The following is a 23,199-nucleotide window of genomic DNA, read 5'->3' as shown; positions in this document are numbered from 1 at the left end:
TGTCCTCCTATATATTGTCTAAGTCTAGGACTTCAATATTTTTAATGAGGTAGTCTAAACCTGAAATGATTGTAAGTATAACTGATAAATATAGGAAAATGCTATATACATATGCTGGCACAAAAGTTAATTGGCCACTTAATAAGTATAAGATTATTGTTATCATTTGGCTGGTTGTCTTTACTTTTCCGTAAATAGATGCTGCAATGGTTATATCTCTTGATGCAGCAAGCATACGTAGGCCGTCGATCAATAATTCCCTAAAAATTATAACAATCATTGGCCATGCAGGTATCAAACCTGCTCCAACTAGGACTATAAATCCAGCTTGTGTTAGCACCTTATCTACTAATGGATCCATAAATTTACCAAAAGTAGTGATTAAATTTCTAGATCTAGCTATATGGCCATCTAGAAAGTCCGTTGCTGCTGTTAAAGCAAATATTACAGCTGGTATTACTGAATCAACACCATAAATGTTAAAAACTATTACAAAAACTGGAACCATAAACAACCTGATTAGGGTCAATTTATTAGCTAAGTTCATTTTTAACATCTCCATCTCCTAACATATTTTCATATTCATCTAAGGTCATCAATACATTTCTTGGTTTTGAACCATCCTGTTCGCTTACAATTCCACTTAGGGTCATTTGGTCTATAATCCTGCCAGCTCTGGCATAACCAACCCTAAATCTTCTTTGTATAGCAGATATTGATGCAGTATCTTCCATAATAACGAATCTTACCGCCTCGTCAAATAGTTCATCTACCTCATCTAATGAATCATTAGACTTGTTTACTTCTTCTATTTTTTTATTAAAACTATCATTAGTTTCTTCAACTATATTTTTGTTTTTTACATATGTTACGACTCTTTCAATTTCATGGTCTGTAACAAATGCACCTTGTACCCTCTTTGGTTTTGGTAGTTTGCTTGGATAGTAAAGCATATCCCCCTTACCTAAAAGCTTTTCAGCTCCGGCCATATCAATGATGGTCCTAGAGTCAACACTCGATGCAACTTGAAAGGCTATCCTTGATGGTATATTGGCTTTAATAATACCAGTAATAACATTCACACTTGGTCTTTGTGTAGCTATTATAAGGTGAACACCACTTGCCCTACCCATTTGAGCTAGTCTAGTAATATAATTTTCAACATCCTTAGATGCTTCCATCATAAGGTCAGAAAGCTCATCAATAATAACAACTAAATAAGGTAGTTTCTCTAGTTCACTTTCACCATTTTCGTCAATTTCTTCTTGGACCTTAGCATTATAAGCTTTTATATCCCTGGCTCCAGCTTCAGAGAATTTTTCAAACCTGCTAGTCATTTCTCTTACAGCTTCATTTAATGATGCTGTAGCTTCTGAAGCCTTTGTAACAACCTTTCTTCCCCTTAAATGTGGAATATTGCTATATACTTTTAGTTCAACCATCTTTGGATCAATCATGATAAATTCTACTTCTTGAGGTGAGTACTTGTAAATAATACTCATGATAATAGCATTCATCATAACTGACTTACCTGAACCTGTAGCACCAGCAATTAGAAGGTGTGGCATGGCATTGATTTTAGCATATTGTGGATGACCAAATATATCTCTACCGATTACTACGGTAATATCGTCATCTTCTTTTAAGAATTGTTCAGTTGAAACAAGTGACCTGAATGTAACTGTATCTTTTTCCCTATTAGGTACTTCTATACCTACATAAGGCTTACCAGGTATAGGAGCTTCAATCCTTATACTTGGAGCTGCAAGCGCCATAGCTAAGTCATTTGAAAGATTAGTTATCTTTGAAACTTTCACCCCTATCTGTGGTTTTACTTCATAAGAAGTTACTGTAGGTCCATTGTTGATATTAACAACTTCTGATTCTATACCAAAACTTTCTAAGGTATTTTTAATGATTTCAGAATTTTTCAGTAAAATACTTTCATCATCACTTACATTAGTATCTGATTTATTTAATAGGTCAATTGGTGGTTTTATATATTCATAATCTTCATCATACTTGATGGCCACCTGACTTCCAGAACTAATTTCTTCTTCAAAAATTTCATTATCATAAGTGCCTGTATTTTCTTCACTAGCATTATGATACGAAATATTTGGAACTATATCTTCTTCGATTGCTTCATTCCCAAAATTTTCAATATAATTATTTTCTTTTGTATCAATAATAGTTTTTTCCCTAGTTTTTAACTCTGGTTTTCTAACTTTTTTACTATTATTATCTCTTTTTGTAAGATTAGATAGTTTGTAGAAAATATTTTTGAAAAAATCTGCAATAGATTTATCAAATATATAAAAATAAGAAATAAAGAATAATAGAATAGTTAAGATATATATTCCAATATCAGCAATTAAGGCATTTATTATAAAATATATAGATGTAAAGATAACACCTATACCTGAATAACTTAACGCTTGAGAATAAGAGTTTTCAACCATAGCATTATAATTTCCGCCCCTATTGTATATAGTCCCTAATATCAATATTAAAGATAAAATAAGAAGGCTTATAACGCTAATATCCGACTTATGCTTTACCCAAAACTTCTCATTATTTAGTGCAAAAAACATAAATAGACTGTAAAAAGGTAATATGTAAGCTGTCAATCCAAATACTATAAAAATTGCTTGACTAATATATTTGCCCAGTATACCCATTTTATCTTTTAATAAAATAACAGATATAAAGACTACAAATAGACTGATAGCCAAAATAAGCTTTACTAAAGCTTGATCTTTTTTATTTTTATTAGTATTTCTTCTATTTTTAGCCATATTTACCCCCATATAAACTCTTTTATAATTATATCATATTAGAGCTTTATAATAAAGATTGTAAAAATAAAAAATGCTAGAAAAATCTAGCATTTTTAAGTATTTTAAATTCTTAATTTTATTAAACTATTCTCTTTCAAGTAAGTCTTTTCTTGATAGGTTTATTCTACCCTTGTCATCAACTTCAAGAACCTTAACCATGATTTCATCGCCTTCTTTTACCACATCTTCAACTTTTTCGACTCTCTTATGGTCTAATTTTGAAATGTGAACAAGGCCTTCTTTGTTGTATCCAAACTCTACAAAGGCTCCAAAGTTTGTAATCTTTACAACCTTACCTAGGTATACGTCACCCTTTTCAGGTTCTTCAACAATACCATTTATAATTTCTAAGGCTCTTTCTCCTGAAGGTCCATCTGGTGCTGTGATTGTTACTAAACCGTCGTCTTCAATATCAATCTTAACTCCAGTTTCTTCAATTATCTTGTTGATTGTTTTACCACCAGAACCGATAACTTCTCCAACCTTCTTAGGATCAACCTTTACTGAGAAGATTCTTGGAGCATTTGGTGATAATTCTTTTCTTGGTTCAGCTATAGCTCCTAAAATCACATCTAAAATCTTTAATCTTGCAACTTTAGCATCATCTAGAGCTTGAGTAAGAACTGATCTGTCTATACCATCAATCTTAATATCCATTTGTAGAGCTGTTATACCATCTTTTGTACCAGCTACTTTGAAGTCCATATCTCCTAGGTGGTCTTCAAGTCCTTGGATATCTGTAAGTATAGATAAGTCAGCACCTTCTTTAATCAATCCCATAGCAATACCTGCTACAGGTGCTTTTATTGGTACACCAGCATCCATTAATGATAGAGTTGAACCACATACTGATGCCATTGAAGATGAACCATTTGATTCTAAAACTTCTGATACAAGTCTCATTACATATGGGAAGTCTTCTTCTGCAGGTAGTACTGGTTCTAAAGCTCTTTCAGCAAGTCTACCATGACCAATTTCTCTCCTACCAGCTGATCTAAATCTTCCAATTTCACCAACTGAATATCCAGGGAAATTGTAGTGGTGCATGTATCTCTTGGTTACTTCTTCTTCGGTCATACCATCAATGTATTCTTTTTCTGAAGGTCCTGCTAGGGTAGCAATATTTAATACTTGAGTTTGTCCCCTAGTAAATAAACCGGAACCATGAACCTTTGGTACTAAAGCAACTTCTGCTGATAGTGGTCTGATTTCTGTTAGTTTTCTTCCATCTGGTCTAATCTTATCTACAGAAATTAGTCTTCTTACAATAGTTTTTTCTAATTGGTTAAATATTCTAGAAACTTCTTTTAGTAAGTCTTCATTATCTTCATCTTCTTCGTCAGTATATTTTTCTAAGACTTCTTCTTTTAAGACATTTACGTCATCTTCTCTACTTGCCTTGTCTGCATTTTTAAGAGCTTCTTTGATTCTTGATCCAAATTCGATTTCGATATCGCTATATAATTGTGGATCTACATCTTCATATTCAAATTCTTTTTTCTCTTTACCAATTTCTGCTACAACTGTATCAATAAAACGGCAAATATTTTTAATTTCTTCATGACCAAATAAGATTGCTTCTAGCATTTCTTCTTCTGTAAGCTCTTGAGCTCCAGCTTCTACCATCATGATAGCTTCTTCTGTACCAGCTAATGTCAAAGCAAGTTTTGATTTTTTTCTTTGTTCTTTATTTGGATTTATAATATATTTACCATCAATATATCCTACTTCTACCCCAGCTATTGGACCCATAAATGGTATGTCAGAAATAGATAGGGCTATTGAAGCGCCAATTGTTGATAAGATACCATATTCATGGTCTTCATCTGCTGATAAAACTGTAGCAACTATTTGAACATCATTATTATACCCTTCTGGGAATAATGGTCTGATAGGTCTATCTATCATACGTGCTGTAAGTGTTGCCTCATCTGTTGGTTTACCTTCTCTTTTTACATATCCACCTGGTATCCTACCTACAGCATACATCTTTTCTTGAACTTCTACTGATAGTGGGAAAAAGTCTATACCTTCCCTTGGTTTGTCTGATGCAACTGCAGTCACTAAAACCATTGTGTCACCAGATCTTAAGGTCAAGGCAGCATTTGCTTGTTTGGCAAGTTTGCCTACTTCAATATCAAATTGATTATGATCTGATTTATATTTAAATGTATTTACCATACTTTCTCCTTTAATAGCACCTGCTATTATATATTTTTATTCTTTTCTTCTCTTTATATATTAACATAGAACTTTAGTAATTGTGTAAAATCATTTGTGTTTATACTAAATTAAATAAAGCTGAAGTCAATATATATTAACTCCAGCTCTAAATTATGTTCTATTATTATCTTCTTAATTTTAATTTTGAAACGATATCTCTGTATCTTTCAATATCTTTCTTTTCTAAGTAGTTTAATAGACCTCTTCTCTTACCGATTAACATGTATAAACCTCTTCTTGAAGCACTATCTTTTGGATTTGCTTTTAAGTGTTCAGTAAGGTTGTCTATTCTGTGTGAGAATATAGCAATTTGTACTTCTGGTGAACCTGTATCACCTTCTACTCTACCATATTCTTTGATTAATTCTACTTTCTTTTCTGGTGTTATCATATCTTCCTCCATATTTTTATATTTCACTTTTTACCGAGTAAAGACCGGAGTCCTCTATTACCAAGCAAAAGTACTTAATTAGTATAACAAATAATATTAGTTTTGTAAATTATTTTCCTTATATTTTAAGGCGAAATCTAGGTCTTGGTCCATTTGTTTAATAAGTTCTTCTTTACTATCAAACTTTATTTGTCCCCTTATCCAATCTATAAATTCAACTTTCACCTTTGAACCATATATTTTTTCATTGAAATCTAAGATAAAAACTTCTACTTTTATATCCTTACTATCAGTAACTGTAGGATTTGTACCTATTGAAGTCAATGATAGGTATCTATTTGAGTTAATATAAATATTGGTCAAGTATACCCCTTCAGCAGGTAAAACATATGGGAAATCTAAATCAAGGTTTGCAGTTGGATAACCCAATTCTTTGCTTCCTATTTTTTTGCCATGAACAACTTGTCCTTTAACTGTATACTTGTCTCCAAGTAAAGAAGATGCTTCTTTTACTTCTCCGGATTTTATCAAGTCTCTAATCAAGGTTGATGATAATTTAGATCCTTTATATAAATAATCATCTACAATATAAGCATGTAAAATCTTATCTTTTTCATATTGCAAAATGTGACTAACATTGGCATCATCCTTTTTACCAAAAGTATAGTCTCTTCCACAAACAATCGAATTTGCCTTTAATTGACCAACTATAAAATCAAGCATAAATTGGTCCCTATTTAATTTAGCGAATTCTTCACTAAAGTCTTTTATAAATATATAGTCCATACCAAGTTTTTCTAAAGTTTCTATCTTATCTTCTAATGAATTAAGATATCTTCTCTCAAATTGAGGAAAGACTTCATTGGTATGTTGCTTAAAAATAAGCACTGAAGATTTTATATCTTTTTCTTTAGCAACATCAATAGCCTTTTTTATAATATTTCTATGTCCTAGGTGAAAACCGTCAAAATTTCCTAGAGCTATTGCTGATTTATCAATAGATTCTGTTGAATTTTCTTTATCTAAATCAATTATTCTTGCCAAATCAATTTCTCCATTTTTAAAATATTATCTTTTCTTAGAGCTAAGCCTAAGAAATCATTATTGTTAAAAACTAAAGTCAAAGTATTTTCTTGTATTTTTTCTGATTTTTTAATATCTTTCACATTAATTCTTTGACCATTTATAAGTCTAAATCTTATATTTTCATCAACAACAAAACTAGGTAAAGTATCTAAAACATCTTCTGGATTTATTATTAAATTATAAAGCTCTTCGCTTGAATACTTATCAATATCAAATATATCAACAGTTTGTTCTATTGATAAGTTACCTACTTTAACTCTTTGCAAGTCAGTCATAAAGGCATAGGTCCCAAGATTTCTTCCTAGCTCATGGACTATAGATCTTATGTATGTACCTTTAGAACAATCAATATAAATTCTTGCCTTATTAGCATTAAGATCTAATAGTTTTATATCATGGATAGTAACCTTACGAGCTTTTATTTCAACTTCTTTACCTTCTCTAGCATATTCATAAAGCTTTTTACCATCAACCTTAATAGCTGAATAAATAGGAGGTACTTGTGATATTTCCCCCTTAAATTTATTCAATTCTTTATTTATTTCTTCTTTAGTAAATATTTGCTTGTCAGAAATATTGATTACTTCCCCTTCACAATCATAGGTGGAAGTTTCTTTTCCAAATTCTAAGTCTGCTATATAAGCCTTACCTAAGTCACTAATATATTGGGAGAGTTTTGTAGCTCTACCAATACACATTGGTAGAACACCAGTTGCAATTGGATCTAAGGTGCCTGTATGGCCAATTTTTTTTGTTCCTAATTTCCTTCTTAAAATCGCAACTACATCATGGGAGGTCATATTTTTAGCTTTATTTATCGCTAAGATCCCCATCTTCATATAATTTCTCCATTCTCTCGTTTAATCTTGCAAATACTTGATCAATATTGCCTTTTACTGTAGCACCTGACGCTCTTACATGGCCACCACCGCCAAATTCTACGGCAATTTTGGAAACATCTACTTGGGCTTGTGACCTAAAGCTTAATTTAGTTTCTTCTTCAGATTCTTCTTTTGCTATAGCTGAAACTTCAATTCCATTTATAGTTCTTAACATTGATACTAAACCTTCAGCATCATCCATTGTCATTCCAAATTTTGCAACTAGATCTTTAGTAATTTTTGCTGTTATTATTTGTTTACCAATTCTTGTGGCATTCTTGATTACTTCCACTTGTAAGAATAGTTGGTTAACATCTAACCTATCATATAGCTCTTCTTGAATCTTCTTTTTATCAGCTCCAAGCCTAATTAATTTTGCAGCATTTTCCAAAGTTTTTGCATCTGCTGCATCATATTGGAACCTATAGGTATCAGTCATTATACCTAAATATAAGTAGTTTGCAGCTTCTTTTGGTATTTCAATATTTGAATTTATAAATATTTCTGCCACCATTTCACTAGCTGATGATGACATATATATAATATCATTGTTTGAATAGCCTTTATTTGTGACATGATGGTCAATGATTGCTGTATCCTCAGCTTCATCCATATACTTAGCTGATGATCCTATTCTTTCCTTATCAGCACTATCTACAGATATAAATAAGTCAGCTTTTTCAAATTCATCATTGAAGTATATATCATCCCTGTACATAAAATTGATGTATTTTGGATATTCGTCATTTTTTACTACAAAAGCATTCTTGCACATATTTCTTAAAATAAGGCAAAGACCAAATGAAGATCCAATAGCATCTCCATCTGGTGCAATATGTGCAGAAATTAAAATATTTTGTGCTTTATCAATTTGTTTAATAAGTTTATTTATCTTCTCTTGCATCTATTGCCTCATTATCTTTTTTAATAACTTGATCAATAAGTTTATCTAGCTTATTAACTTTTTCAAGATGTTCATCTAGGGTAAATCTCAAATCAGGAATATGACGTAGGTTCATCCTTGTTCCCAATAGTTTTTTTATATATCCTATTGAAGAAGTCAAACCAGCCATGGTTTCTTCCTTTTCTTTTTTATCACCTAAAACTGAAACATATATTTTTGCTGATTGTAGGTCATCTTTCAAATCTATTTCTGTTATTGAAGTAATTGGTGCAATCCTTGAATCTTTTAGGTCTTGATTGATAATAACAGAAATTTCTTTTTGCATTTCTGATGCAATTCTTGATATTCTAGTTTTTTTCATCTTATCTCTCAACTTCCTTGTCTACATAAGCTTCTATTACATCGCCTACCTTAATGTCGTTGTAGTTTTCTATACCTAAACCACCCTCATATCCTTGATTTAATTCTCTTACGTCATCTTTAAATCTCTTAAGTGAAGATAATTTTCCTTCGTAAACAACAATGTTATCTCTAATAAGTCTTACACCGGCATCTCTCTTCATTTGACCATTGGTTACATAAACACCCGCTATATTACCAACTCTTGGTATCTTGAATACATCTCTTACTTCAGCTGTACCGATAACTTGTTCAACATATTTAGGTGATAACATACCCTTAATAGCTTTTTCTAAGTCTTCAATAGCTTCATAGATAACTCTGTAAGTTCTAATTTCAATACCATTTTCTGCTGCTTGTGATTTAGCTCCTTGGTTTGGTCTTACGTTGAAACCTATTATTATAGCATTTGATGCAGAGGCTAACATTACGTCAGATTCATTTATACCACCTACAGCACCGTGAACTATATTAATCTTTACTTCTTCATTTGATAATTTTTGAAGTGAGCTTGTAACAGCATCTATAGTACCTTTTACATCAGTCTTAACTAAGATGTTAATCTCTTTCAGGTCACCATCTGAGATTTTTTCATATAATTGGTCAAGGTTAACTTGTGATGTTCTCTTCACAAAGTCTTCTTTTTCTTGTTGGGCTACTTTTTCAGCATATTTTCTAGCAGTCTTTTCATCTTTAACTACATAAACCTTGTCACCAGCTTCTGGCACATCTGATAAACCTAATACTTGTACAGGTGTAGATGGTTTAGCTTTTTTCACTTGCTTTTGGCTAGAGTCAAACATGGCTCTTACCTTACCATATGAATGTCCTGAAACAATAAAGTCGCCTTGTGATAAAGTACCTTTTTCAACAAGAATATTTGCAACTGGTCCCCTACCCTTATCTAATTGAGCTTCTATAACTGTTGCTACTGCAGGTCTGTTTGGATTTGCCTTTAATTCTTTTAATTCAGCAATCATTTGAACCATTTCTAATAGCTCATCAACACCTTCACCTGTGTGAGCAGATACTGGAATCATAACTGTATCCCCACCCCAGTCTTCAGGCATTAAACCGTGTTCAGCTAATTCAGTTTTAACTCTGTCAGGATTTGCTTCATACTTATCCATCTTGTTTATAGCAACAACTATTGGGTTACCAGCAGCCTTGGCGTGGTTGATAGCTTCAATTGTTTGAGGCATAACTCCATCATCACCAGCTACTACCAAGATAACAATATCTGTTGTATTTGCACCTCTAAGTCTCATTTGAGTAAAGGCTTCGTGACCTGGTGTATCTAAAAATACAATCTTTTTGTCATTTACATAAACTGTTGAAGCACCAATATGTTGGGTAATACCACCAGCTTCTCCACTTGCAACTCTAGAATTTCTAATCCTATCAAGTAAGGAAGTTTTACCGTGGTCTACGTGTCCCATTACTGTGATAATTGGAGCTCTTTCAACCAAGTCTTCTTCCTTATCTTCAAAGTCTAATTTAGAAATATCATCTTCATCATTAGATTCAGCTTGTTTTTCTTCAACTTCAATATCAAAGACCATACCTAATTCTATAGCTTGGTCAATAGTTAAAGCTTGGTTCATGTTAAGCATTAAGCCCATTTTCATAAGTTCAGTTATTATTTGTGAAACTGGCTTTCCTAATAGATCAGCAAGTTCTTTTACTGTAACTCCTTCTTCAACATAGATTTTATCTGGACTTTCTAAAACTTCTTTTTTAGTTTCTTCCGCTTGAGCGTTTTGGTTTCTTTGTTTTTTCTTTTCTTTTTTTCTATTACGTTTAGCATCTTTTTTGATTTGCGCATCTAGCTGGTCATCATATTCGTCAAAGATATCTTCTTCAACTTCTTCTACCACTTCTTTTGTTTCCTTTGGCTTATTCTCATCATTTATTTCGTGATAGTAGTCTCTTATCAACTCTAGGTTTTCACCTTCTATCACTTCCATATGACTATTTATATCTAAACCAAATTCTTCGTTTAATTCCTTTATCAATTCCTTACTTGATAAACCAACTTCTTTTGCTAATTCATAAATTCTTAATTTTGTCATATAAACACCTTTCTACATAGACTCTAACTCCTTATAGATTTCATCTGGAACATCAACTTTCAAGTGTCTATTTAATAGTTTTTTGTCTATGATCTTTTCAATAGTTTGCTTATCCTTGCAAAAATAAGCTCCTCTACCGTTTATTTTTCCATCATGGTCAATGCTTACAGTTCCATCTTTTTGTCTTACCACTCTTAACAAATCATTTTGTGGGAATTCTTCTCTGCAAACAATGCACTTTCTTAATCTAATCTTATTTGTTTTCATATTAATTCATATCAAAATATTCTAAAGCTTCTTGTAATTCTTCACCTTCTAATGAAGACATATGACTTTTGACATTTATTGAAAGATTTTTCTTTAAGCTTGCTATTAATTCTTTACTTGATAAGCCAACTTCTTTTGCAAGCTCATAAACTCTTATAGAATCAGTTTCACCTTCATCTACTTGTTTATCTTCTTCAGTTTCTTTTACATCTTCATCTTCTAGACTTTCATCATCAATACTTGCATCTAAGTCAGCCTTATCTTCAATATTTTCATCTTCTTCAGATTCAGCAGCTTCTTTGTACTGTTCTTCAAGCTGTTCAATTATTTCATCTTGTTGGGATTCTGGTTTTATATCAATCTTCCAACCTGTCAATTTAGCAGCTAATCTAACGTTTTGACCTTCTTTACCAATTGCTAAAGACAATTGATTGTCAGGAACAAAGGCTGTTGCTTCTTTAGATTTTTCATCTGCAAATACATAAACTACTTCAGCAGGTGATAAGGAATTTGATATATATACTTTGATATCTTCATCCCAAATGATTATATCTATTTTTTCACCATTTATTTCATCTACGATTGCATTTACCCTGCTACCCTTCATACCAACTGTTGCCCCAACTGGATCTATATTTTCATCTGTAGCTCTTACTGCAATCTTAGTTCTAAATCCTGCTTCTCTGGCAATTGACATTACATCAACTAAACCTTGAGATATTTCAGGAACTTCTAATTCAAATAATCTTGTAACAAAGGCTCCATCTTTTCTAGACAAAATAATTTGTGGACCCTTTGGTGTATCTTTAACTTCTTTTACATATACCTTGATCCTGTCACCTGGTTTAAAGTTCTCACCTTCAACAGTTTCTCTTTCAGGTATGATACCTTCTGATTTGCCTAAATCTACATATATGTTGTTGCGGTCAATTCTTTGAACACTACCATTTAGTAATTCTTTTTCTTTGTCTATATAACTGTCATATATTGATCTTCTTTCTGCATCTCTTAAAAATTGGATCACTATATTTTTACCCTTTTGAGCAGCTACCCTTAAAAAGTCTTTAGGTTTTACTTGTAGTTTGATTTGGCCACCTAATTTAGATCTTTTTCTATAAGATAAGGCTTCTTCCAAGGAAATTTGAGTTTCTTTATTTTCTACTTCTTCAACTATATCTTTTATTGAATATACCTTAATATCACCATTGTCTTTATTAAAGTCAATTTCAACATTTGATTCACCATATTGCTCTTCATAACTTTTGATTAAAGCTTTTTCAATAGCATCTATGATATCTTGCTTATTAATTCCTTTTTCTCTTTCTAATTCATCAAGAGATCTTATAAAATCTTTATTCATTTCACTTTTAAAATCTTACTAATTGTCTTATAAGACTTATATCCTTTCTATCAAATTTCTTTTCTTCATCATTTTCCATTAAAATAGTTAAGTAATCATCAGAATAGTCAACTATAAAGCCATCATATTCTTTAGATCCATCTATCTTTTTATATAACTTCACTACTACTTCATTATGCATGTTTCTTCTTAAATCATCAGTTGTTTTAAGCGGTCTATTTAAGTCCGGAGATGAAACCTCCAAATAATACTGCTTATCTATAGGGTCAATTTCATCTAGTCTTTCGCTTAAATACCTAGCAACTATTTCTGTATCATCAATAGTTATACCTTCTTCATTCCATATAAATAATCTTAGGTAAAAGTCCCCATCTTCATGAACAAATTCAAGGTCTATAAGTTCATATCCCTTTTCTTCAAGTTCTTTTTCTAAGATAAGTCTTAGATCTTCTAACATCTCATTTGTCATACCATCTCCTCGATATAAACAATAAAGAGTGGGAACTCCCACTCTTTAGTAACATTCTATCTTCATCAACCTTATTATAACAATTATTTATAAGCAGGTCAAATTTAATACTTATATGCTAAAGAAATCAATTTGATTAGTTTCTTGCATACCTTCAAACAAACCAAGATCTTCTATACTTGCCATAGCGGTCCTGTTTGTTATAGTTCTTTGTTTAAAATCTTCTTTAGATATAAACTTGCCATTTTCCCTGGCCTTAGCTATGTCTAAAGCTATTGCTTCTGATACATTGTCTATAGCCATTAGTGGTGGTCTTATAGTAGATTTATCTATTACTTCAAAGTTTGTTGGATGAGATTCATACAAGTCTATATCCGCAAATTTAATTCCCCTTGCATACATTTCTTCTGCTAATTCATAGGTATAAAAGACATTATCAACAAAACCAGGTTCTTGTTTTAGTTGTTTTATAAAAACTGTTAAATAATCTAGACCTTGCTTTATCTCTGCAAATTTAAAGTCTGAGATTTCATTTGTAAAACTCACAGCATAAAAATATGCTGGATAATGGACTTTAAAATATGCAATCCTATAAGACATCATTACATAAGCAGCAGCATGAGCCTTAGGGAACATATACTTGATTTTCAGACAAGAATCAATATACCACTGAGGTACATTGTTATTTTTCATCTCTACAATTTGTTCTTCAGTAAGTCCTCTACCTTTTCTTACCTGCTCCATTATAATAAAAGCTAATTTTGATTCTAAACCTTTATCAATTAAATAGTTCATAATATCATCACGGGTACAAATAGCAGACTTTAGAGTTGCTGTACCAGCTTTAACTAGTTCTTGAGCATTACCAAGCCACACGTCTGTACCATGAGATAAACCTGATATCCTAATTAACTCATCAAAGGTAGTTGGTTTTGTATCATCTAACATGGTCCTTACAAAATAAGTACCAAATTCTGGTATACCTAAACTTCCATTATTTATATTTGTGTAGTCATGCTTAATATTTAACTTTTCAGTTGATGAAAAGATTGACATGGTATCAGAATCTGATAAGTCAACATTTACCGCATTTATCTTTGACATATCAGATAAAAGCCTAATAACTGTAGGTGAATTATGACCCAATAAGTCCAACTTCAACAAGTTTTCTTCAATGGCATGGTAGTCAAAGTGTGTAGTTATAATGCCGGATTCTTTTTTATCAGCTGGGTATTGGACAGGTGTAAAGTCTTCGATATCCTTTTCTTCAGGCACTACTATCAAACCACCAGCGTGCTGACCGGTAGACCTTTTTACCCCTACTATTTTCCTCTTTACTCTATTGATATTAGCATAATCAGTCTTGATTAAATCATAATCCGGATAAAACTCTTTGAATTTCAAGGCCATACCAGCAGCTGTTTTATCAGCAACTGTACTTAAGGTACCTGCCCTAAATACCTTACCCTTACCAAATAAACTTTCAGTGTACTTGTGTATCTTTGACTGGTATACGGAAGCAAAGTTAAGGTCTATATCAGGTTCCTTATCTCCTTCAAAACCTAAGAAAGTTTCAAAAGGAATATCAAAGCCATCCTTGTTCAGCATTTCATTACATACAGGACAATTTTTATCTGGTAGGTCAACTCCTGTAGCATATTCATCAGATTTCACAAATTCAGTATACTTACATGATCCACAAACATAGTGTGGAGGAAGAGGATTTACTTCTGTAATATCTGCCATGGTAGCAGCAAATGAAGATCCTACTGAACCCCTTGAACCAACTAAGTATCCATCATCAATTGATTTTTCTACAAGTAGCTTTGCAATCATATAGAGGGTTGCATAGCCATTTGAAATGATTGAATCTAATTCTTTATTTAATCTTTCTTCAACTATTTCAGGCAAGTCATCTCCATATATAGACCTAGCTTTTCCAAAACTTGTATCCCTTAATTGCTTTTCAGCATCTTTGATTTTTGGTGGGAAGGTACCTGAAGCTATAGGTGATATTTTTTCTATCATATTGTTAAGCTTGTTTGGTCCTTCAATCACTAGCTCTCTTTTAGTATCTGCGTCTAGATAGTCATATTGGTCAAGCATTTCATCTGTTGTCTTAAAATAGAAGGCGCCTGAATTTTCTAAGGACCTTTTTCTTGGATAATTTTTAATAATATTTCTATATGGATAATCTTTTTTGTCTAAATAATAAACATCCCCTATGGCTAAAATAGGAATGTCATTCATTTTAGCAAGGTCAATCATCTTTTTATTTATTTCAATAAAGTGGTCCATATCCTTTATATATGACCTATTAATAAGGTGGTCAGTAAAATCTAAAGGTAATATTCCTAGGAAATCAAATTTCTTTATTTCTTCATTTAGTATATGGTCATCATATTCCAAGGCTGTTAGGTTAAAGAGTTTGGACTTGTAATTTCCTGTACCTATCAATAGGCCTTCCTTGTGGTCTTCATATAGCTGATATGGAATCCTAGGTTCCCTATAAAAATAATCTAGGTTTGACTTTGTAACTAAGGTATACAAATTCTTTAGGCCAATATAATTCTTGGCGAAAATTATATTTTGATATTCCTTATTTTCCCCCTTAGGCATTTTGGTAGGCAATTTATTTATATCCTTATCTACCTTACTGCCTAGCTCTTCTATTTCTCTCAACATATGCAAGAATATCTCTGCAGTTGCCTTTGCATCATCTGAAGCCCTATGGTGGTTCAGTAATGATACTTGGTAGTTTTTAGCCAGGGTATTTAACCTATGATTTTTAAATTCTGGATGTAAGGCCCTAGATATATAAAGGGTATCCATGTAAACTGGTTTAAATTCTAAATCTAAGTCATTAGCCTTTGCTATGACAAAAGGAACGTCAAATTCTGCATTATGGGCAACTAAAATAGTGTCTTTTGCAAATTCTAAAAATCTTGGCAATACCTTATCTATGGTTTCAGCATTTGAAACCATGTTATTGGTAATACCAGTTAATTCAGTAGTAAAGTCACTTAAGGGTTCTTGAGGATTTACAAACTCTTCGAAAATATCAATAATTTTGCCATCTCTAATCTTAACAGCACCAAATTCTATAATTTTATCAGTAAAATTAGACAATCCTGTAGTTTCAATATCAAAAGCAACAAAGTCTTTATTTTCGACTTCAAGATTATAGTGGTTTACTAATATACTTGGATAATCTTCTGATAAATTAGCCTGCATGCCATAATTTACTTTTATATCATATTTTTTTGCAAATTTATTGATTTCTGGATATGCCTGCACGTTAAACAAGTCTGTTATACCTACAGCCTCATGACCATAATTTTTTAGTCTTTCAAATAACTCTGAAATTTCAACTATGGACTCCAAGTTTGAAGCCTTAGTATGAATATTCATCTCTATTCTTTTGTCATGGCTAGTATCAGTTTTAACTGGCAAAACTATTTCTTCAATACCAGAGACATTTAAAACCATTGCCCTTTCGTAATCGTCATACCTATAACTACCATTAACGATAACACCCATTCCATTTTTTACAGATGCTTCAAAGGCTGGAAAATTTTTATCATTAACAAATAACTTACACCTTAAGGCCTCATAACCATCATCTATATCAAAACTTACAATTGTAGAATTTGTAATTTTTCTATAATTAAGTTCAAATATTTGCCCTTTTATCGAAACTCTGGATCCATCTTCTGTAAGGCTATCTATGGAAGTCATAATTTTAGGAGCAGTTTTTATAGATCCATATTCAAAGGCTCCTTTTTCCATCTGTTCCACTTTAACTTCTTTTTCTTTATTTTTTATTTGACTATTTTGAATTTGTTCTTGTAATTGCAATTCTTTTTCTTTTAATCTTTTTTCAATATCTAAAAGTTGATTTTCACTTAATTCATTTTCTATAAATCTTATCTTTATACCGAGTTTTTCAAGTCTTTCCTTAAATTGCTTAAATTGAATATTTGTTTCATATAAATTAGCTTCAGAAATATTATTTAATGAAATTATAAGTTCATTATTTATAAGTTCTGTTTTAATACTCATGAATTTTTCATTTAATTCATCTAAGATTTCTTCAAGTAAAATAATATTCAGCTCTATAAAAACAGGCATATTTTCTAATCTTTGCTTTATGTCTTCAATAATCTGATCTCTTATTTCAAGATCTAAGGCTAAAAGATTTATCTCCAATATATTTTCAAGCTTAAAAAACGAAACATCATCAAGGATGAGTTCCGTTTCATATTTTTTATTAATTTCATCAAGTATTTTGTTAAATTTCATTTTATCTCCTCAATAAAATTATCTAAAAAGTTTAACAATATCATTATAAGAAACTACTAAAATCAATGCTAATAGAGCGAAAAATCCTATAAAAGTAATAGTAGTTTCAAATTTCTCATTTACCTTTTTACCAGTAATCATTTCAAACAAGTTGAATACTAATTTAGACCCATCTAAGGCTGGTATAGGTAAAAGATTAAATAAGCCTAAGTTTAAGGAAATCAAGGCTGCCATATTAATATAAGTAAGGAAACCATAGGATACAGACTTTCCTACTTGGCTGATAACACCTATTGGTCCAGATAAGTTTTCTAAACCAAATACTCCTGTTACCAAGCCTTTTAATCCCTCCCATATAGTAGAAGTCATAAAAATAGTATTATGAATACCATATTTTAATGAACCTAAAAAGTCCTTTTTAACTTCTGAAATAATCCCAACAACTTTTCTATTATCTTGTATCTCAGTATCTAAAGTATATGAAAATTTTTCACCATTTCTTTTTATTTCTAAGTCAAGTTTATTATCACTGTCATTAATTTCTTTACTTATTTGGTTAAAAATATAGGTGTTTTTGCCATTTACTTTTACTATTTTATCACCTTTTTCAAGACCGGCTAAAGCAGCTGGACTATTTTCCACTACTTGATCTATTGTATTTGATGCGTAGCCTGAAAAATTGGCCAATAAAACAAAAACTAAAAATCCAAATAAAAAATTAGTAAATGGACCTGCTAAAATAGTTAAGAATCTTTTCCAAGCAGCAGAATTTTTGTAAGACCTAGGGTCTTTTGAACTCTCATCCTCCCCTTCCATCATTACATATCCACCAATTGGAAGTAACCTAAATGAATATAAGGTTTCTTTGCCTTGCTTTTTGAATAAACTTGGTCCCATACCTATAGAAAATTCATTTACCTTGATGCCTGAAAGTTTAGCTCCTATAAAATGGCCACTTTCATGTATAGTTATTAAAAATAAAAATAATACTATAGCTAATAATATTCCAATAAAATCCATTATACTAACTCCAATAAATTAACAAATAAATAAACTAGGGGCGCAACAAACAATAAAGAGTCAAACCTATCCATTATTCCCCCATGACCCCTTAATATTTTTCCATAATCTTTAACATTTGCACGTCTTTTAATATATGAAGCAAATAAGTCTCCAAACTGTGAGACTATTGATATCAGAACACTTGCTAAATACATCAATAAAACATGGTCTAAATTAAAATATAGCTTAAATAGGTAAACAAATAGTAAAGAACCGAAGATACCACCAACTGAACCTTCAATTGTCTTTTTGGGACTAAGTTCTTTAAGAAAATTAAACTTGTGTTTTCCTATACTGATACCGACCAAATATGCAAAGGTATCAGAAAAAGCAGTTATAAATATAGCAAATCCAATCCATTTAGGATCCTTAAGTAAAATTAGCATACTATAGGCACAAGTAATGTATATAGCTATAAATATATTCATACTTAAGTCACTTATAGTTTTCTCTTTATCAAAAATAAGCAATATAGCTAAAAATATAAAGTATATGCTTATTAAGACTAAGGCATATTCTTTACCTATAAAGGCTAGAACTAATAAAAATATATTATTGAAGATATAGGCAAGTGCTTTCAGAACACTTTTCCCCATTTTTTCTAAAACTCTTATTAATTCATATATAGCTAGATTTGATATAAGTATAAAAGCTAAGCTTATAATATTAAAATTTGTCAATAAAATAGCTACTACTGATGCCACGATAAGGGCACCAGTAATAGTTCTACTTATAAAATTATTCTTCATTTAATCCACCAAATCTTCTATCCCTACTTAGGTATTCTAAAATGGCTTTTTCTAGCTCATCGTAGTTAAAGTCTGGCCATAAGCAATCAGTAAAGTAAAATTCTGTATAGGCCATTTGATGAAGCATAAAGTTGGATAATCTTTCTTCTCCACCAGTTCTAATTAACAAGTCTGGATCCTTAAGATTTTTGGTATATAAGTATTTGGATAAGGTCTCTGTATCAATGTCTTCTTTAGATATCTTTCCTTGATCATAGTCAGTCAAAATATCTAATAAAGCTTTTTTCAATTCATCACGAGAACCATAATTAATACCTATATTTAATACTAAACCATCATTAGAAGATGTTTGTTTAATAGCTGTACTTATAGCTTGTCTAGTTAAAAAAGGTAATTTGCTAACATCGCCCATGACTTGTACTATAACATTTTCTTCCATCAATTCTTTTAATCTACGATTTAGAAAGCTCGATAACAAATCAAACAAAGTAAAAACTTCATCATCTGGTCTCTTCCAGTTTTCAGTTGAAAATGCATATAGACTTAAGGCTTTGATATTTAGTTTGTTGGCATTTTTTACGAGGTCAATTACTTGTTCTATCCCCATTTTATGACCTTGGCTCCTACCTTCACCTCTTTTTTGAGCCCACCTACCATTACCATCCATTATTATGGCAATATGCTCAAGAGAATATTCTTCCACAAGATTTTTTAATTTTTCTTGGTCCATAGCTCTACCTATTAAACAGTTTTAAGTTCTTTTTCTTTTTCTTGAGTTACTTGGTCTATTTTCTTTATAAATTCATCCACTAGTTTTTGAATATCTTCTTCTAAAGCTCTTCTTTCATCTTCAGAAATTTCTTTATTTTTTTCAGCCTTTTTAACTAGGTCAATCATATCTCTTCTTTGGTTTCTAACACCAACTTTTGATTGTTCACCTTTTTGTTTAACTTCTTTAGCTAAGTTATTTCTTGTTTCTTCGTTTAATTCTGGGAATGGTAAACGTATTACCTTACCATCATTACTTGGTGTAATACCTAAATCTGATGCTTGAACTGCTCTTTCAATTTCTTTTAATTGACTGGCATCCCAAGGTTGGATTACTAATAATCTAGCTTCAGGAACTGTAATAGTTGCAGCATTTCTAATAGGTGTTTCTACACCATAGTAGTCAAACTTGATATTTTCAACTAATGAAGGATTTGCCCTTCCAGCTCTAACTTGTGATAAATTTTCTTTGTAGCCTAATAAATGTTCTTCTAGAGATTTTCTACCATTTTTAATAATATTATCTGTCATTTTTACCCTCCGACATAAGTACCAATTTCTTCACCCTTGATAACTTTAATTAAGTTGTTAGGATCATCTATACCGAAAACAATAACTGGCATCTCATTATCCTTAGCCAATGATGTTGCGGCAGCATCCATTACTTGAAGATTTTTTTCAAGCATTTCTCTATAAGTAAGTTTATCATATTTTACAGCATCATCATACTTATTTGGATCTTTATCATAAATACCATCGGTACCTGTTTTACCCATCAACATAGCATCTGCTTGAATTTCTAGAGCTCTTAGTGCTGAAGTTGTATCTGTAGAAAAATAAGGATGGCCTGTACCAGCTGCGAATATCACTATTCTTCCCTTTTCTAAATGTCTTATAGCTTTTCTAACTATAAAAGGTTCAGCAACTTCATCCATTTTTATAGCTGTTTGGACCCTAGTCTCTAGGTCTAAAGATTCTAAAGCTGACTGTACTCTTAAAGCATTCATAACAGTACCTAACATACCAATATTGTCAGATGTGGTCCTATCCATATCATCGGTATCTCTACCTCTCCAGAAGTTTCCTCCACCAACAACAATGGCTATTTCTACACCTTCTTCATGTACATTTTTTAATACATGGGCAATATTCAAAATAGCTTGGTCATCCATTCCAAAACCTTTATTTCCAGCTAAAGATTCACCACTAAGTTTAATTAGTACACGTTTATATTTAGACATATTCACTCCTTTGAATCTATATAGAATAAAAGAGAACATAAAAATGTTCTCTTAAAATTGTCGTAATTATTTACCAGCCATTTGTTGAGCTACTTCAGCAGCGAAATCTTCTTCTTTCTTTTCGATACCTTCACCAACAACAAATCTCTTGTATTCAACTACTTCTATTTCACCGTTTACTTTAGCAGCTTCTTCTTTTAATGCTTCTTCAACAGTTTTTTCTGGGTCTAATACAAAACCTTGGCTATATAAAGCAAATTGTGAATCAATTTGTGTGTTATCTTCTAAGAATCTAGCCATCTTACCAGGTATAATCTTATCTAAGATTTTTTCTGGTTTACCTTCAGCTAGTAATTCTTGTTTAATTTCTTCTTCTTTAGCCTTTAAAACTTCATCTGTAATTTGTGATCTTGAACCATATTCCGGAATAGTCTTTAATGGTTTACCTAAGATTTCATTGTCTTCATTTTCAACTTTTAAGTGACCAATTAATCCTGATAATTCAGCTTCAACAAATCCTTCTGGGAATTCATTATATGTTATATATTCTGGTCCTAAAGCAGAAATATGCATAGCTACTTTATGTGCTATATCTATTGCTTTTTCTTTTGTTGCTTCTGAATCAACTTTAACTCTTAATAAAACACCATTTGTTTTGTTAAAGTGAACATAACCCATAATAAAGTCATTTTCACCCGCTTCAAATAAAGCTAATCTTCTAACAACAATATTTTCTCCAATTGAAGCAATTTGTTCTTTTAAGAAATCTTCAAAGTTTTGACCATCAATTTCTGATGCATTTAATTCTTCTACTGTAGTAATATCATTATCATATACATGTTTTACAATCTTATCTGTTAAAGCAATAAATACTTCGTTTTTAGCAACAAAGTCTGTTTGTGAGTTAATCTCAACTAAAGCACCCTTAGAATTGTCTTCTGCAACATGAAGTTTAATTAAACCTTCTGCAGCTACCTTACTTTGTTTTTTAACAGCACTTGCAGCACCTTTTTCTCTTAAGATTTCGATAGCCTTATCCATATCGCCATCTGTTTCTACCAAAGCATTTTTGGCATCCATCATACCTGCACCAGTTAAATCTCTTAATTCTTTAACTTGTTTTGCGCTAATTGCCATATGATCCTCCCTATTTATATATTTAAAGGAAGTAGATGACTACTTCCTATTTTTTTGTTTATTATATTTTAACTATTCAGCTGAGTTAATTTCTTCTTGAATTTCTTCAACATCTTCTTCAGTAACTTCTACAGTTTCTTCAGCTTCTGTTTCTTCAACTTCAACTTCTTCAGCTTCTACAGTTTCTTCTACTACTTCTTGGTCTAATGATTCACCTTGGTTACCTTCTACAACTGCGTTTGCAATTGTTGCAGTAATTAATTTAACAGCTCTAATAGCGTCATCATTACCAGGTATTGGGTAATCAATTTCTTCTGGATCAGCATTTGTGTCAACGATAGCAACTATAGGTATACCTAATTTACGTGCTTCTTTAACAGCTATATGCTCATTTTTAGGGTCTACAACAAACATAATGTCTGGTAAACCATTCATGTCTCTGATACCACCTAGGTTTTTTTCTAACTTATCATGTTCTTTTTCTAATTGAGCAACTTCTTTTTTAGGTAGTAAATCAAAAGTACCATCTTCTTTCATTTCTTCGATTTCTTCAAGTCTTTTGATTGATTTTTTGATAGTTTGGTTGTTTGTTAACATACCACCTAACCATCTATTTGTTACATAATATTGGTCTGCTCTTTTTGCTTCAAATTCTACAGCATCTTGAGCTTGTTTCTTTGTACCTACAAATAAAACTTTTCCACCTTCTTCTACAACTGATCTTACAGCTTCATAAGCTTCTTCAACTTTTTTAGCTGTTTTTTGTAAGTCAATGATATAAATACCATTTCTTTCTGTAAAGATGTAAGGTTTCATCTTAGGGTTCCATCTTCTAGTTTGGTGACCAAAGTGTACACCAGCCTCTAGTAAGGCTTTCATTGATATAACTGACATATCTTTTCTCCTTGTGTTTTTATTTTGCCTCCATTGTTCTTTTAATACCTAACCAAATTGGCACACAGGTATGAACAAACAATGTGTTTATTGACTCATGTAGTATAGCATATTATTCCTATTATTACAAGTAATACTTATTTCTATTCCTTTA

Annotated in this window: 20 protein-coding genes; all 20 read right to left on the bottom strand. The window is 31.5% G+C overall.

Features of this window, described 5'->3' with window-relative positions; translation table 11 throughout:
* Positions 1 to 7: 7 nt before the first annotated feature.
* The 20 genes from pgsA to rpsB all read right to left on the bottom strand — a co-directional run bounded on the left by pgsA (position 8) and on the right by rpsB (position 23,045).
* Entirely contained in the window at positions 8 to 547 is a 540-nt protein-coding gene (gene pgsA, locus C4Q29_RS00455) for a CDP-diacylglycerol--glycerol-3-phosphate 3-phosphatidyltransferase (protein WP_103981097.1), read from the bottom strand.
* The gene (locus C4Q29_RS00450; protein WP_159459171.1) at positions 534 to 2,798 is read right to left on the bottom strand and encodes a DNA translocase FtsK; all 2,265 of its coding nucleotides are present in this window, start codon (positions 2,796 to 2,798) and stop codon (positions 534 to 536) included. Before C4Q29_RS00450 ends, pgsA begins: the two co-directional genes overlap by 14 nt.
* Positions 2,799 to 2,924: 126 nt before the next feature.
* Positions 2,925 to 5,021, bottom strand: coding sequence for a polyribonucleotide nucleotidyltransferase (locus tag C4Q29_RS00445; protein WP_103980859.1), 2,097 nt, complete (start codon positions 5,019 to 5,021; stop codon positions 2,925 to 2,927).
* A gap of 166 nt (positions 5,022 to 5,187) precedes the next feature.
* Entirely contained in the window at positions 5,188 to 5,454 is a 267-nt protein-coding gene (gene rpsO, locus C4Q29_RS00440; RefSeq protein WP_103980858.1) for a 30S ribosomal protein S15, read from the bottom strand.
* 96 nt (positions 5,455 to 5,550) lie between these two features.
* Positions 5,551 to 6,498 carry a bifunctional riboflavin kinase/FAD synthetase gene (locus C4Q29_RS00435; protein WP_159459170.1) on the bottom strand — a complete coding sequence of 316 codons (948 nt, stop codon included), beginning with the start codon at positions 6,496 to 6,498 and terminating at the stop codon, positions 5,551 to 5,553.
* A complete protein-coding gene (gene truB, locus C4Q29_RS00430; RefSeq protein WP_103980856.1) occupies positions 6,486 to 7,379 on the bottom strand; it encodes a tRNA pseudouridine(55) synthase TruB in 894 nt (297 codons plus the stop codon). Before truB ends, C4Q29_RS00435 begins: the two co-directional genes overlap by 13 nt.
* Entirely contained in the window at positions 7,351 to 8,325 is a 975-nt protein-coding gene (locus C4Q29_RS00425) for a DHH family phosphoesterase (RefSeq protein ID WP_103980855.1), read from the bottom strand. Before C4Q29_RS00425 ends, truB begins: the two co-directional genes overlap by 29 nt.
* Positions 8,306 to 8,686 (bottom strand): 30S ribosome-binding factor RbfA, encoded by a 381-nt coding sequence (rbfA, locus tag C4Q29_RS00420; RefSeq protein ID WP_103980854.1) that lies wholly within the window; start codon positions 8,684 to 8,686, stop codon positions 8,306 to 8,308. Before rbfA ends, C4Q29_RS00425 begins: the two co-directional genes overlap by 20 nt.
* 1 nt (position 8,687) lies before the next feature.
* Entirely contained in the window at positions 8,688 to 10,796 is a 2,109-nt protein-coding gene (gene infB / locus C4Q29_RS00415) for a translation initiation factor IF-2 (protein WP_103980853.1), read from the bottom strand.
* A gap of 12 nt (positions 10,797 to 10,808) precedes the next feature.
* Complete coding sequence (gene rnpM / locus C4Q29_RS00410; RefSeq protein WP_103980852.1) at positions 10,809 to 11,063, bottom strand: RNase P modulator RnpM; 255 nt, start codon at positions 11,061 to 11,063, stop codon at positions 10,809 to 10,811.
* Between the two features lies 1 nt (position 11,064).
* Positions 11,065 to 12,423: a transcription termination factor NusA gene (nusA, locus tag C4Q29_RS00405; RefSeq protein WP_103980851.1), complete on the bottom strand. Its 1,359-nt coding sequence runs from the start codon at positions 12,421 to 12,423 to the stop codon at positions 11,065 to 11,067.
* A gap of 7 nt (positions 12,424 to 12,430) precedes the next feature.
* Positions 12,431 to 12,892, bottom strand: coding sequence for a ribosome maturation factor RimP (gene rimP, locus C4Q29_RS00400; RefSeq protein WP_103980850.1), 462 nt, complete (start codon positions 12,890 to 12,892; stop codon positions 12,431 to 12,433).
* Between the two features lie 111 nt (positions 12,893 to 13,003).
* Complete coding sequence (locus C4Q29_RS00395; RefSeq protein WP_103980849.1) at positions 13,004 to 17,194, bottom strand: PolC-type DNA polymerase III; 4,191 nt, start codon at positions 17,192 to 17,194, stop codon at positions 13,004 to 13,006.
* 18 nt (positions 17,195 to 17,212) lie between these two features.
* On the bottom strand, positions 17,213 to 18,214 hold the full coding sequence (gene rseP, locus C4Q29_RS00390) for an RIP metalloprotease RseP (RefSeq protein WP_103980848.1): 1,002 nt from the start codon (positions 18,212 to 18,214) through the stop codon (positions 17,213 to 17,215).
* Positions 18,214 to 19,005: a phosphatidate cytidylyltransferase gene (locus tag C4Q29_RS00385; protein ID WP_103980847.1), complete on the bottom strand. Its 792-nt coding sequence runs from the start codon at positions 19,003 to 19,005 to the stop codon at positions 18,214 to 18,216. The genes rseP and C4Q29_RS00385 overlap by 1 nt, the downstream gene beginning before the upstream one ends.
* The gene (uppS, locus tag C4Q29_RS00380; protein WP_103980846.1) at positions 18,995 to 19,735 is read right to left on the bottom strand and encodes an undecaprenyl pyrophosphate synthase; all 741 of its coding nucleotides are present in this window, start codon (positions 19,733 to 19,735) and stop codon (positions 18,995 to 18,997) included. The genes C4Q29_RS00385 and uppS overlap by 11 nt, the downstream gene beginning before the upstream one ends.
* Before the next feature lie 11 nt (positions 19,736 to 19,746).
* Entirely contained in the window at positions 19,747 to 20,304 is a 558-nt protein-coding gene (gene frr / locus C4Q29_RS00375) for a ribosome recycling factor (protein WP_103980845.1), read from the bottom strand.
* Positions 20,305 to 20,306: 2 nt separating this feature from the next.
* Positions 20,307 to 21,014, bottom strand: a complete 708-nt coding sequence (gene pyrH / locus C4Q29_RS00370) for a UMP kinase (RefSeq protein ID WP_103980844.1) — start codon at positions 21,012 to 21,014, stop codon at positions 20,307 to 20,309.
* Positions 21,015 to 21,080: 66 nt separating this feature from the next.
* Complete coding sequence (tsf, locus tag C4Q29_RS00365) at positions 21,081 to 22,151, bottom strand: translation elongation factor Ts (RefSeq protein WP_103980843.1); 1,071 nt, start codon at positions 22,149 to 22,151, stop codon at positions 21,081 to 21,083.
* A gap of 72 nt (positions 22,152 to 22,223) precedes the next feature.
* Entirely contained in the window at positions 22,224 to 23,045 is an 822-nt protein-coding gene (rpsB, locus tag C4Q29_RS00360; RefSeq protein WP_103980842.1) for a 30S ribosomal protein S2, read from the bottom strand.
* Positions 23,046 to 23,199 lie beyond the last annotated feature (154 nt).

Origin of the sequence: Helcococcus massiliensis (genome assembly GCF_900258485.1) — a bacterium.
Taxonomy (GTDB): domain Bacteria; phylum Bacillota; class Clostridia; order Tissierellales; family Peptoniphilaceae; genus Helcococcus; species Helcococcus massiliensis.
The sequence above is the reverse complement of the archived record's forward strand: the minus strand, read 5'-3'. Positions and strand labels throughout refer to the sequence as shown.

Excerpts from the sequence above, each read along its gene's own strand:
- pgsA (WP_103981097.1), bottom strand. The coding sequence starts at position 547 with ATGAACTTAGCTAATAAATTGACCCTAATCAGGTTGTTTATGGTTCCA.
- C4Q29_RS00450 (WP_159459171.1), bottom strand. The coding sequence starts at position 2,798 with ATGGCTAAAAATAGAAGAAATACTAATAAAAATAAAAAAGATCAAGCT.
- C4Q29_RS00445 (WP_103980859.1), bottom strand. The coding sequence starts at position 5,021 with ATGGTAAATACATTTAAATATAAATCAGATCATAATCAATTTGATATT.
- rpsO (WP_103980858.1), bottom strand. The coding sequence starts at position 5,454 with ATGATAACACCAGAAAAGAAAGTAGAATTAATCAAAGAATATGGTAGA.
- truB (WP_103980856.1), bottom strand. The coding sequence starts at position 7,379 with ATGAAGATGGGGATCTTAGCGATAAATAAAGCTAAAAATATGACCTCC.
- C4Q29_RS00425 (WP_103980855.1), bottom strand. The coding sequence starts at position 8,325 with ATGCAAGAGAAGATAAATAAACTTATTAAACAAATTGATAAAGCACAA.
- rbfA (WP_103980854.1), bottom strand. The coding sequence starts at position 8,686 with ATGAAAAAAACTAGAATATCAAGAATTGCATCAGAAATGCAAAAAGAA.
- infB (WP_103980853.1), bottom strand. The coding sequence starts at position 10,796 with ATGACAAAATTAAGAATTTATGAATTAGCAAAAGAAGTTGGTTTATCA.
- rnpM (WP_103980852.1), bottom strand. The coding sequence starts at position 11,063 with ATGAAAACAAATAAGATTAGATTAAGAAAGTGCATTGTTTGCAGAGAA.
- nusA (WP_103980851.1), bottom strand. The coding sequence starts at position 12,423 with ATGAATAAAGATTTTATAAGATCTCTTGATGAATTAGAAAGAGAAAAA.
- rimP (WP_103980850.1), bottom strand. The coding sequence starts at position 12,892 with ATGACAAATGAGATGTTAGAAGATCTAAGACTTATCTTAGAAAAAGAA.
- C4Q29_RS00395 (WP_103980849.1), bottom strand. The coding sequence starts at position 17,194 with ATGAAATTTAACAAAATACTTGATGAAATTAATAAAAAATATGAAACG.
- rseP (WP_103980848.1), bottom strand. The coding sequence starts at position 18,214 with ATGGATTTTATTGGAATATTATTAGCTATAGTATTATTTTTATTTTTA.
- C4Q29_RS00385 (WP_103980847.1), bottom strand. The coding sequence starts at position 19,005 with ATGAAGAATAATTTTATAAGTAGAACTATTACTGGTGCCCTTATCGTG.
- uppS (WP_103980846.1), bottom strand. The coding sequence starts at position 19,735 with ATGGACCAAGAAAAATTAAAAAATCTTGTGGAAGAATATTCTCTTGAG.
- frr (WP_103980845.1), bottom strand. The coding sequence starts at position 20,304 with ATGACAGATAATATTATTAAAAATGGTAGAAAATCTCTAGAAGAACAT.
- pyrH (WP_103980844.1), bottom strand. The coding sequence starts at position 21,014 with ATGTCTAAATATAAACGTGTACTAATTAAACTTAGTGGTGAATCTTTA.
- tsf (WP_103980843.1), bottom strand. The coding sequence starts at position 22,151 with ATGGCAATTAGCGCAAAACAAGTTAAAGAATTAAGAGATTTAACTGGT.
- rpsB (WP_103980842.1), bottom strand. The coding sequence starts at position 23,045 with ATGTCAGTTATATCAATGAAAGCCTTACTAGAGGCTGGTGTACACTTT.